General features: G+C 46.8%; 13 protein-coding genes and 1 tRNA gene. 8 read left to right on the forward strand and 6 right to left on the reverse strand.

The annotated features are described in order from the left end of the window. Positions 1-320 precede the first annotated feature (320 nt). From AC3A14_RS21975 to AC3A14_RS21985, 3 genes are all read right to left on the reverse strand, one after another. Positions 321-393, reverse strand: a tRNA-His gene (locus AC3A14_RS21975). Between the two features lie 43 nt (positions 394-436). Further along, positions 437-1,702: a lipid-A-disaccharide synthase-related protein gene (locus AC3A14_RS21980; RefSeq protein ID WP_318735129.1), complete on the reverse strand. Its 1,266-nt coding sequence runs from the start codon at positions 1,700-1,702 to the stop codon at positions 437-439. A 169-nt stretch (positions 1,703-1,871) separates the two neighbouring features. After that, a complete protein-coding gene (locus tag AC3A14_RS21985) occupies positions 1,872-2,030 on the reverse strand; it encodes a chemotaxis protein CheW (RefSeq protein WP_413039162.1) in 159 nt (52 codons plus the stop codon). 178 nt (positions 2,031-2,208) lie between these two features. On the opposite strand from AC3A14_RS21985, the gene AC3A14_RS21990 reads away from it, so the two are divergent. Together AC3A14_RS21990 and AC3A14_RS21995 are read left to right on the forward strand one after the other, a co-directional pair. After that, positions 2,209-2,883 carry a vWA domain-containing protein gene (locus tag AC3A14_RS21990; RefSeq protein WP_318701968.1) on the forward strand — a complete coding sequence of 225 codons (675 nt, stop codon included), beginning with the start codon at positions 2,209-2,211 and terminating at the stop codon, positions 2,881-2,883. Positions 2,884-3,075: 192 nt separating this feature from the next. Continuing rightward, the gene (locus tag AC3A14_RS21995; RefSeq protein WP_318735127.1) at positions 3,076-3,966 is read left to right on the forward strand and encodes a hypothetical protein; all 891 of its coding nucleotides are present in this window, start codon (positions 3,076-3,078) and stop codon (positions 3,964-3,966) included. A gap of 116 nt (positions 3,967-4,082) precedes the next feature. On the opposite strand, the gene prmA is transcribed toward AC3A14_RS21995, so the two are convergent. From prmA to codA, 3 genes are all read right to left on the reverse strand, one after another. Next, entirely contained in the window at positions 4,083-4,988 is a 906-nt protein-coding gene (prmA, locus tag AC3A14_RS22000; RefSeq protein WP_318735125.1) for a 50S ribosomal protein L11 methyltransferase, read from the reverse strand. A gap of 131 nt (positions 4,989-5,119) precedes the next feature. Next, positions 5,120-5,908 carry a TrmH family RNA methyltransferase gene (locus AC3A14_RS22005; RefSeq protein ID WP_318735122.1) on the reverse strand — a complete coding sequence of 263 codons (789 nt, stop codon included), beginning with the start codon at positions 5,906-5,908 and terminating at the stop codon, positions 5,120-5,122. 130 nt (positions 5,909-6,038) lie between these two features. After that, positions 6,039-7,277 (reverse strand): cytosine deaminase, encoded by a 1,239-nt coding sequence (gene codA, locus AC3A14_RS22010; RefSeq protein WP_318735119.1) that lies wholly within the window; start codon positions 7,275-7,277, stop codon positions 6,039-6,041. An 83-nt stretch (positions 7,278-7,360) separates the two neighbouring features. Here codA and AC3A14_RS22015 point away from each other — a divergent pair, with 83 nt between their 5' ends. From AC3A14_RS22015 to AC3A14_RS22040, 6 genes are all read left to right on the forward strand, one after another. Continuing rightward, on the forward strand, positions 7,361-9,406 hold the full coding sequence (locus tag AC3A14_RS22015; RefSeq protein ID WP_487779162.1) for a protein kinase domain-containing protein: 2,046 nt from the start codon (positions 7,361-7,363) through the stop codon (positions 9,404-9,406). Between the two features lie 190 nt (positions 9,407-9,596). After that, positions 9,597-9,944 carry a hypothetical protein gene (locus tag AC3A14_RS22020; RefSeq protein ID WP_318735113.1) on the forward strand — a complete coding sequence of 116 codons (348 nt, stop codon included), beginning with the start codon at positions 9,597-9,599 and terminating at the stop codon, positions 9,942-9,944. 141 nt (positions 9,945-10,085) lie between these two features. Beyond that, positions 10,086-10,334, forward strand: a complete 249-nt coding sequence (locus tag AC3A14_RS22025) for a UPF0175 family protein (protein WP_318735110.1) — start codon at positions 10,086-10,088, stop codon at positions 10,332-10,334. Then, positions 10,331-10,846: a PIN domain-containing protein gene (locus tag AC3A14_RS22030; protein WP_487779163.1), complete on the forward strand. Its 516-nt coding sequence runs from the start codon at positions 10,331-10,333 to the stop codon at positions 10,844-10,846. The genes AC3A14_RS22025 and AC3A14_RS22030 overlap by 4 nt, the downstream gene beginning before the upstream one ends. Positions 10,847-10,897: 51 nt before the next feature. Then, entirely contained in the window at positions 10,898-11,074 is a 177-nt protein-coding gene (locus tag AC3A14_RS22035; protein WP_318735101.1) for a hypothetical protein, read from the forward strand. Beyond that, entirely contained in the window at positions 11,058-11,321 is a 264-nt protein-coding gene (locus AC3A14_RS22040; protein WP_318735100.1) for a UPF0175 family protein, read from the forward strand. The genes AC3A14_RS22035 and AC3A14_RS22040 overlap by 17 nt, the downstream gene beginning before the upstream one ends. The last annotated feature ends 325 nt before the right edge of the window (positions 11,322-11,646 follow it).

Below are 11,646 nucleotides of genomic sequence, written 5' to 3' on the forward strand. Positions count from 1 at the left end.
TTGAGAATAGGAATTTTGCAGGAGCAGTCCTCTCTCATCTCTGAACACCAGGTGAATCACCTGGTGATAGCAGTTGCGCCTGAAAGTGAGAGAGATTTTTAGGGGTTTTGGGAGGGGTTGCCAGTTTCTCTCAGGGAACCCCTTGAATTTCTCTATGAAATCTATAGAAAACTCTAATTACTATCTAACTCATTCAACCTATTTCTTGCACCTTATTTTTGGAGGTGTTATGGTGAGTTTAGGCAGATTTTAGGCAGAGCAGCGAGCTTTGGTTCCGCCATTCGTGGATAAAACTCTCGGTGTTAAAAGCTTTTGAAGAGGGCGAACGACGGGAGTTGAACCCGCGAATGGCGGAACCACAATCCGCTGCCTTAACCACTTGGCTACGCTCGCCATAAATTCAGACTATAGCCTAGTATAGCACAGGTCTAGGTAATTAACCACTCTGGGCAGAAATTTTTTCTAAGAAACCAGTCGCAATTCTTTGGGAAGCACCAGGTTCGCCCATCCGCCGTCTGCCATTGGCATAGATCAATTGTAGGAGATCGGGATCGTGTAAAAGGTCTTGGAGGGTTTGGGCTACGGCTTGAGGGCTTTTGACTGGTATCACGGATGGGCCGAGAAGTTGGGCTTGCACTTGGGCAAACTGGGAGGTAAATTGAGGGCCTTTTCCGGGGAAAGTCAGGGCCGGTTTACCGAGACCGACAAATTGTTCAGTGGCAGTTCCGGCCATGGCCAGGGCAAAATGGGCTTGTTGTAGACAACAATTATAGGCGTTTTCAGTTAAGAACAATGTGCCATTACTGAGGGTATAGCAGAGTGTTTCTGGAGAAGGCAGAGCCATGCCTTCGGGGGGGGCTTTGCGCCGCCATCCAAAGGATTCCAGGATTTGGCCAAAGGTTTCTAAACCTATTCCGGGAGCGATCGCCGCAAACACCCTTATCGGTCGATGCAATCCTGGAAATGGTTTCGGTTCGCCCATAACTTGCCCCACTGCAGTTAATAGCACCTGCCAATTCTCATAGGCTTCTGGAGCGCGGGAACCGGGGAGTAAAACTAATGCCAAGGGTTTCTCTTTTTCCTCTTCTTCGGGTTCCTGCTCCACTGGTAATAAATCATCCATCATTGGATTCCCACAATCAAACACCGGTAACTGCTGCCATTGTTGCAGGGTTTGAGCCGTTAACCGATCCCTGGGAAACACTCCCTTACAGCGCCGCCGTGCCATTAACCAGCGCTCCCAAGGCAAATACACCGAACCGGACCAACCCTGGGCGAAACTGGCGGTTAAGGGCCCATTTTCATCCCGAATCCAGTATTCTGACTTGGCTGTCGCTACAAATCCATAAGGTAAACCACTGAGCCAAGCTAACAGTAGGGGTATAATATCTCCAACAGCTAAGACTGCGCCGCCATCTTTTGCCCAGGAGCGAATAGCTTGATACTGTTGCCAAATGAGTTGCAGCATTCCCGCTTTGACATCTTTGGCTAACTGGTGACTCTCCATATATACAAATCCACCAGAGGGCATCGCTTTGACTGGGCCAATCAGAGGAATATCCATGTGCCGATAGGCTTGACCTTCTCCCACCAAGGACAAAGCTGATAATTCTGGGGGATTGGGGGTGGCTCTCAATTGGCGTAAGATGCGAGTGGCGATCGCATCTTCCCCATGGCCATTACTCAAGCACAGGACTCGCATGGTTCAATGAAAAATTAAAAATTGGTTTGATCTTACAATAGCGCCGTCAGCAATGGGGAATAGGGAATGGGAAATAGGACAATTACCCCTCTTCTAAACCTTGAATCCGGTCTTCTTTGCGATCGCGATCCGAAACAATAATCAGCCGATTGTACCTTCTGAAGATTTCCTAATCGATCGCTGCTGCAATGTTGCCTCGGGAATTAAATAATCTCGCTACATAATCTGGCACATGATTAATCTTCCTCAAGGGCACTCTAGGAATCACCTCTACTACACTGGAACTCTCAATAGCATAAGAATCTTTTCCCAGATAGAAGAGTAACATTAACCGGGTAATTGCCTAGAGTCCTGAGAACACCTTTCAACAGAGGCATGAACAATGAATAATGAACAATTGTCAGAGATAAGGGGCCGGTTCGCTATTCTCCCATTACCCATTACCCGCGCAAAGCGCTATATACTTTTGATTAGCATAGAACCGGAGTAGAGATTAGTCGATCGCCATGCCTGAATCCTTAAGACTTGATGAAGCCGTCGAATTTGCGGAGAACCCAGAACCCCGTTGTCCCTGTGTCCTCTTGCTTGATACCTCTGGTTCCATGCAAGGAGAGAGCCTTGATGCTTTACACGAGGGCTTAGAAACCTTTCGCACTGACCTGAATAAAGATACCTTAGCTGCTCGTCGGGTGGAAGTGGCCATTATCAGTTTTAATAATGAAATCAAGGTAGAACTGGACTTTGTAACTGCCGATCAATTTGAAACCCCCAAACTCAAATCCCAAGGAATGACTTATATGGGAGGTGCAATTAATACAGGCTTGGATTTAATTGAAGCCCGAAAAGCTGAATATCGCGCCAATGGAATTGCCTATTATCGTCCTTGGGTATTTTTAATTACTGATGGCGCACCCCAAGGGGAACCAGAAGAAGTGGTGCAAAAAGCCGCTCAACGCATCCAACAAGCAGAAAATAATAAACAAGTAGCCTTTTTTGCCGTGGGTGTGGAAAATGCTGATTTAGCCCAGTTAAGCGAGATTGTGGTGCGGACTCCCGTAAAATTAAAAGGACTCAATTTCGTGGAAATGTTTCTGTGGCTATCTGCTTCTATGTCTGCTGTTTCCCATTCTAAGATTGACGATCAAGTGGCGCTTCCTCCTCCAGGTTGGGGAACGGTTTAAGGAGTCAAGCAGTGGAGAAAGATAAGATCGCTGGAAATGGAATAAGGTAGAGTAGGAAAAGATCCCCCTAGACCCACCTGAAAAAGAAGGATTGAGGGGGATGAAAATGTATCGGATAAAAGGAGAAAGTGTTGCGAGTAATAATTAATCAGTAAACGGTTTCAAAATTCAGGAGTAATTGAGGCAAGAACCATGAGTAAACCGATCTTTGAATTAGTTGATGAACTGCCCACAGATAATATTACCATTAAGTCGTTACGTGCCCTGGATTTTGTAGTTCCAGGAGAGTGGAATAACTTGGTGGGGTTTGAGAATAGCATCCGCACCATTACCGGAGAGGAAGATCCGGAGATGATCGAAGCGATTGGTAATCGCGCGATCGAACTCTTCAATGATAAAGCTGAAGGCTATCAACGGGCCCTTTGGCTCTATCAAACCGTCAGTGGAGCAGGTCGGGCCTTGGGAGCAGCTTCGTTAGCGAATAGGGTTGGTGATAAAATTCCTTTAGTGGGTGGTTTGTTAACTAGCCTGACTCCCAAACCGGGTAAAGCTCAAACGATTGATTTATCGTTAAAAGTCGTGGCGGAATTGCTCGGATTTTGCTCAATTAATGGAATTCCTGGGGATAGTATTGGGGATTTTGTTGGTGCTTTAGGGGATTATAGTGGTGAGTCGTTAATGCGGATGGCGGCCCTGGTTTGTTTTGATGGTTTAATTCCGTTAGGGCCAGACTTTTTAGGTGTAGCTGCGGATTGGATTGGTGGTCTTTCTACGAGTGATTTAGAACAAAATCAGGGATTCCGGGCGATAGAAGATGCAATCCCTGGCGGTGATAAAGAGAGTAAGTTGGGCTTTATTGGTGAATCGTTTGGTTCGGTTTCCAATTGGATGGGTGATTTTGTCAGCGATCGCGGCATTACGCCAACGAATGTAGCCAATAGTCTCCAAAGCTTTGTCGAATTCAGCGATGATAAATTAGACTATTTGGCTGCATTCCTGGATGTGAGTACCAATTATTATGAACATACTGGAATTCAGACCCTAGCCCATCGTTTAATTGAACGTGCAGTTGCCGAAATTTAAGGAAATACAGGGATAGGGAGACACGGCAATAGAATCCTATTCCCTATTCCCTATTCCCTATTCCCTATTCCCCCTTCCCCATTCCCTATTCCCCATTCCCTATTCCCTATTCCTTTTCAATCCTCCAACTCACGACGGATATTGAAACAACACCATTCTTTCCGTCGCCAAAGAGTTGCCACCATCCAACCATGTTGTTCTAAAGCATCAGCAACGGGTTTGGCTTGATCTAAGAGGACACCGCTGATTACTCCCCAGGTGCTGGGTTTAGAGATCGCCTCAAATTTGGGAATGAGATCGATCACGACTTCAGCCAAGATATTACAAAGGATGCCATCAACGGGGGTAGGGAGGGTTTCGATCAGTTCATGGATACTCCCTTGAGCAGCGATCAGGCGATCGCTTCCTAAATGATTGAGTTTGCTATTACCGATTGTCGCTTGAATAGCTAGGGGATGGGTATCAACGGCATAGACTCGATCCGCGCCCAACAATAGAGAGCCAATGGATAAAATGCCTGAACCACACCCAATATCAGCTAAAACTAAGTCTTGGTTTTTTTCGGGTTCACCTAGGCGCATTTCTAACGATTCTAAGCAAAGTTGGGTGGTAGCATGACCTCCTGTACCAAAGGCAATCCCCGGATCTAAGTATAAGATGTGTCTATCTGGGGCTTCGGGAGGAGATAACCAAGCAGGACAAATGATGAAGCGATCGCCAATAGATTCCGGTTCCCAATGCTTTTTCCAGGTAATTGACCAATCTTCGTCCTCAATTAAGTGCCAGTGAACGCCAGGAACGGGTAGAGAAACAGTAAGGGCATCTTGGCGAAAACCAATAGATAAAGCTGCTAAATCAAGCAATTGGGCTTTTTCTTGGGGTAAGTAGGCTTGCACTAATCGAGCGTTAGCTTTATTTTCGCTGCTGGTTCCTTGACAGCCAAATCGATCTAAACGCCAGAAAATCAGATCTTCTAAGGCTGGATCGCAGAGTATTTGAATTTCCCACCAGTGATTTGCCACAACCCCTAAGCCTCCCTTAACGCCTTTTCCTGCAATGATTTATTCTTGACTTTATCAAAATATGGCGCTTTCCGCTGGGAATGAGGGGTTGGCAATAGGCGTTCTGCGCGTCTCCAGGTCCCCGCGTCCTTCTATTCCTTCTCTGTCCATTGTCTTTGGCTTTCGTAGAGAATCAGAGCAGCAGAGATCGCCACATTCAACGATTCTACTCCCTCAGCAATAGGAATACTCACCTGGCGATCGGCTAAGTCGAGCAATTCTGACGATAATCCTGCCCCTTCATTGCCCAATACTACCCAAGTCGGTTGTGTCCAGTTAATATCCCAGTAAGATTGGGGAGCATTAGCAGTTGTAGCGATAATTTGCATCTCCTGTTGACGGCATTGGGCGATAAAGTCGGGTAAACTCGGTTGTATTGCCATGGGAACCTGAAACCATGCGCCCGCAGAAGCTCGTAGGACTTTAGGATGGTCTAAATCGACACTATCTTGGCTGAGGGCGATCGCCTCTAAACCGACGGCGGCACTGGTGCGAAGTATGGTGCCTAAATTACCCGGATCTTGCAGAGTTTCTAGGATCAGTCCTAGTCTATGAAGTCGCGGGGATAGGGATTTGGGGGCATCTCGGCGGAGAGTAGCAATTACGCCATCAGGATTGACCGTAGTGGCGATCGCCTTTAACACCTCAGCACTCACTTGCTCCACCCGTTGACAGCACTCTTGCAGTTGCGCTCCTAGCTGGGCATTTTTTTGCCACCATTCGGGAGTATAGGCGGCACTCTCTAAAGCCGCATTCACCTGACAAGCGGCTTCTACCAAATGGGTTCCTTCTAGTAAGCATAATTGGGCGATTTTACGCCCCTTGGCTTGATGCAACTTTCGCAATTGCTTCACCCAAGGATTTTGAAGACTGGTTAACATAGCACTTTGCGCTAGGGAATAGGGAATGGGGAATGGGGAATGGGGAATAGGGAATGGGATTGTGGTATATGGCTTTGGGGATTCAATAGCATACTTCATAACAGCACAAAGTGCTATATTTCTAAACGATTTAAGTCTGCCAATGGACTTGGGGGACATCCGTTCGTACCCGAATTTTCCCTTGAGCAATGACAACCTCCACCGTTGCCCGTCGGCGAATGGCATCATAGGGACTATCCGCATCCAGAATAATGATATTCGCCGGTTTACCCACTTCTAAGCCATATAAATTAGATCCATTTAAAGTTTTTGCGCCCCCTGTAGTCACCATATCGTAGCAAGCCTTCATTTCTGGTATCCCCGTCATCTGACAGACATGAACCGCCATATGAGCAACTTCTAACATATTGCCCGTTCCCAGAGTATACCAAGGGTCTTGGATACAATCATGACCGAGGGACACATTTAAGCCATTTTGCCATAACTCTTTGACACGGGTAACGCCGCGCCGTTTGGGATAGGTATCGGTGCGTCCTTGCAGGGTAATATTAATTAAAGGATTGGCAATAAAGTTAATCTTCGCCCGTTTCAGCAACCCCATCAGCTTAAAGGCATAGGCATTATTATAGGAGCCGAAAGCCGTTGTATGACTCGCCGTTACTTGGGAACCGAGTCCACTACGAATCGCACAGGCAGCAACCACTTCTAAAAATCGGGCTTGATCGTCATCAATTTCATCGCAGTGAATATCGATTAATTTATGGTACTGTTGCGCCAGTTCAAAGATGCGATGAACAGATTTTACCCCATCTTCACGGGTAAATTCATAATGAGGAATTCCCCCAACCGCATCTGCACCCAATTGTAGCGCAGTTTCTAAAAGCTGTTCGTTTTGGGGTTGTCCGTAAATGCCATCTTGGGGAAAGGCAACGACTTGCAGGGTTAGCCAGTCTTTTATCTGCTCTCGCAAGTCCAATAAGGCTTTTAAGGCAATCAAGTTAGGTTCGCTCACATCAGCATGGGTGCGTACCCAAAGGACTCCTTGTGCGGCTTGCTGCTTGAGCGCTTTTAAGGCTCTTTCTTGAACTTCTTCGTAACTTAAGGATTGCTTGCGATCGCCCCAAATGGCAATCCCTTCAAACAGGGTTCCGCTCTCATTCCAGCGCGGATCTCCCGCAGTCAGAGCAGAATCGAGATGAATATGGGACTCCACAAACGGAGGACTGATCAACTTATCCTTTACCCATAATTCCTGTTGACTGGGAGCATTGATTTCTGGGGCAATAGCCGCAATATGACTGCCGGAAATTGCCAGATCCAGGCGATCGCCGTCTGGAAAACGCCCCCCTTTAATCACTAAATCATACATACTTTCAACTCACCCATTACCAATTACCAATTACCAGCGCGTTTCATGTCCGCGAAGCGGAAAGCGCTATAAGATAGATCGATATGCCCCGCCCAACCTATGTTATGAGATATTGCCTCAACCCGGACTGCAAGCAACCTAAAAATTCTGACAGCAATACAGTTTGTCAAAGCTGTCGAAGTGCCCTGTTGCTCAAAGACCGGTATAAAGCGCTCAAATGTATTGGTCAAGGGGGTTTTGGGCGCACGTTTCTGGGGATCGATCTCGATAAACCTTCCCAACCCTATTGTGTCATCAAGCAGTTTTTTCCCCAAGCCCAGGGAACCAACAATGTGCAAAAGGCAACCCAATTGTTTGAGCAAGAGGCAGTACGACTAGACGATCTGGGACAACATGCCCAAATTCCGGCTCTCTATGCCCACTTTACCCAAGATTCTCGGCAATATCTGGTACAAGAATTTATTGATGGGCAAAATTTAAGCCAGGTTCTAGAACAAACGGGACGATTTAATGAGAACCAAATCCGCGATTTACTCTATAATCTTCTGCCGGTTTTAGATTTTATCCATCATCACCATATCATTCATCGAGATATTAAACCAGAAAATATCCTTTTGCGTGAAAATGGAGAACTGGTTTTGGTAGATTTTGGTGCGGCGAAATATGCCACATCAACAGCTTTGTTAAAAACAGGAACAACGATTGGCACGCCGGAATATTTAGCGCCAGAACAAGGACGGGGACGGGCCGTTTTTTCCAGCGATTTGTATAGTTTAGGGGTAACTTGTCTGCATATGCTGACTGGAAAGTCACCGTTTGAGCTATTTGATATTCATGAAGATACTTGGATTTGGCGGCAGAATTTGGACGATAATCCAATTAGTGAACCCCTAGCAACAATTATCGATCGCCTCATCGCCGATGCCATTAATCATCGCTATCATTCTGCCCAAGAGGTTCTCAAGGATTTGCAAGGTTTGCCGACTCTGGATTGTCGGGTTAATCAGCCCACAGCAACGATAAAACCAGTCGTGTCAGCCTTAGCGTCTCAGTTCCCTTCCATTCCTTCATCGGATCGATGGCAGTGCGTGCATACTCTCAGTGGTCATACGCAATGGGTGGGCGCAGTAGCGATACATCCAAATGCCAGGGTAATTGCCAGTGGCTCGGAAGACCAAACGGTCCGCTTCTGGGATGGGGTGACGGGAGAGCATGAGGGAACCCTCCGCCGTCATGCTTTATACGTGAATGCGGTGGCGTTTAGTCCCAATGGTCAGTTTTTAGCCAGTGGGGGAGACGATCGCGCGATCTATGTATGGGATTTGCAACAAGGGGAATGGGGAGCGCAGTTGGGAGAGAGTCATGTAGGGGATCGGAGAAGTTATGGAGACGCGATTAATGCGATCGCCTGGAATCCTCAAGGAACGCTGTTGGCAAGTGCCAGTAAAGACCGCACCGTAAAGGTTTGGCAACTTGACCCCACCGATCCTTGCTACGGAGAAGCGATCTATACTCTCACCGGTCATTTAGCCTCCGTGCGAGCGGTGAGTTTTAGCCCCGATGGGCAAATTATTGCCAGTGGCAGTGATGATAATAGTATTAAACTGTGGCATGTTGGGCGGGAAGTTGAGTTTGCAACTCTCGGAGATTTGGCTTCCCGCTTAAAGATTGTCAACGCCTTAGCCTTTAGTCCCGATGGAAAGATTCTCGCCAGTGGGGGTTGGGATAATTTGGTGAAACTGTGGGATTTTGAGACGGGGAAAACGGTGCAGATATTTGAGGGACATCAGGATTATGTGCGATCGCTTGCTTTTAGTCCCGATGGTCAATTTTTGGTCAGTAGCAGTGACGATCGCACCCTCAAAATTTGGCAAGTACAAACGGCTACTTTATTAACCACCTTAGACGGTCATCAAAATTCCGTCAATAGCGTTGCTTGGAGTGCCAATGGTCAATTTATTGTCAGTGCAAGTGCGGATAAAACCTTGAAGGTTTGGCAAGGAGAAGCCCATCAACCCAAAATTCAAGATCGAACCGTCCAACAGATGACTCGCTCTACTCCCGTTACTCCTCGCCAACCCAAACGCCCCGTATATCGCCCTTCTGTCCATCAACCTTGGCTTGACTGAAAGGAAATAGGGACTTTAACATTGACTGTAAAATTATCCTGTGGAGCCAGAAACCGGGTTTCTTGCAACTCTGCTTGGTTATTCCATATCTGTGTAGAAACCCGGTTTCTTTGCCCTCACCAATGCGATCGCAAAGCAATGCGTAGCATTATCGCGCTACCATAAGAAAGATTGATCTCGTACAGAAGAAATGACACCATCAGAATTACGCGATCGCATCCTAGCATTGCCTGTAGGCGTTAGCGGAGCTTTCCGTTCATGTCCGAAGGAAAGGAATCGCTGGCACTTAGTCCAAGCTCTCCTCAATTCCATTCAAGCCGAAACCAGCGCTTCTCATGGCGAGACGAATGGAGCATCTCCAACGGCTGAGAGTTCTGCATCTGAAAAGGAAACAAAAGCGCCGAAACCGGGACTCAATCGAGGCGCAATGGTGATGAGTGCCGATTTTGATGACCCTTTAGAGCTGTGTGGGTTTCTCCCGCAACGGGTTGATCCTCTGGCATTCCAGCAGGAAATCCGGGAAGAATGGAATAAATAGATCTTGAATTAATACCCTGTAGGGGCGGGTTATACCCAAATCTAGGACACTAACCCATCAATTCCCAAAACCCGCCCCCACCCCACCGGAAACCCAGAACCATTGTTAATTGTTAATTGTTCATTATTAAGCGCTAAATCTATGAGCATTCTGATTTCAGATGACATCCTCCAAGCCTCACACCTTACCCAAGATGAATTTTGTCGCGAGATTGCTTTACATTTCTTCCAAACCGGAAATTTAACTTTAGGGTATGCCAGTCAGTTAGCGCGGATGTCTCCACAGCAGTTTCGCCAACTTTTGCAGGAGCGCAGTATTCCCCTTTACTCTTATGATGTGGAAGATTTTGAGTTGGATATCCAGAACTTGCGAGAATTAGGGCGATTGTGATTATCATCAGTGATACATCCGTGATTACGAGCTTGGCAGCAATTTCCCATCTGCACCTTTTGGCGGAACTCTACGATCGCCTCATCATTCCCGAAGCAGTATATCGCGAACTGGTCGCGATCGAGCCACCGGTTCCTGGAGCGGTTGAAGTGAAAACGGTTCCCTGGTTAGAAGTAAGGCAAGTTACCAATAATCAGGAAGTTGTCCGCCTTCAGGAAGAGGTAAGGTTAGATCCGGGGGAATCTGAGGCGATCGCCCTGGCGTTAGAATTGAAAGCAGATTTGCTCTTGATCGATGAGCGTTGTGGTAGAGCAGAAGCCCATCGGTTAGGGCTGAGAATTACGGGATTACTGGGTATGTTAGTAGAAGCCAAGCAGAAAAATTTGCTCAGTTCGGTAAAGCCTTTAATGGATGATTTGATTGCCCGATCGCAGTTTAGAATCTCTCCAGCATTGTATCGTCAGATTTTGGGGATGGTTGCAGAAACAAACGATCGCTACAATACAGAGTAAAAAATCGGGCGATCGCGCTATCCTAAAAATAGTTGACGTAGCACGCAAGAGATGACATTACCAGAACTACGCGATCGCATCCTAGCATTACCCATAGGCGATCGCTGGTACTTAGCCCAAGCACTCCTCAATTCCATTCAAGCCGAAACTACTGGTTCTCATGGCGAAACGAATGAAGTATCGTTATCCGAACAGGAACCGTTTGAAAATCATGCAGATTACCATTGAACTCCCTAGCGATATTGCGAATCAATTCCAACCTGTGGATGCTTCGCGCCGAATTTTAGAACTCATTGTAGCTGATGAGTATCGCCAAGGTCTTATCGGAGCCGCTCAAGTCCGTTCAAGACTTAATTTGGGTTCTCGTTGGCAAGCTTATGAATTTCTGAAACGAGAAAAAGCTTATCTACCTTATATAACTGAGGATCTAGAAGAAGATTGTCAAACTATTGCCTCTATTTTAGCTAATCAATGATTGAGGAAGCGATCGCCCTCTCATAACCCCCAGCTTCCAGAAACCGGGTTTCTGACCAAATCTGTTCTACTATTCCATATGCTCGTAGAAACCCGGTTTCTCCCCAATCGCCTCATTGTTCATTGTTCATTCAATCGTAGGGGCGGGTTATACCCAAATCTAGAACACCAAACCACCAATCCTCTAAACCCGCCCCCACCCACCGGAAACCCAACCCACCAGCCCAGAACCATTGTTTCGGCTATCGCCGACCTGAAAATTGTTAATTGTTCATTGTTCATTGTTCATTCAATCGTAGGGGCGGGTTATACCCAAATCTAGAACA

The sequence above is a fragment of the Roseofilum sp. genome, assembly GCF_982964205.1.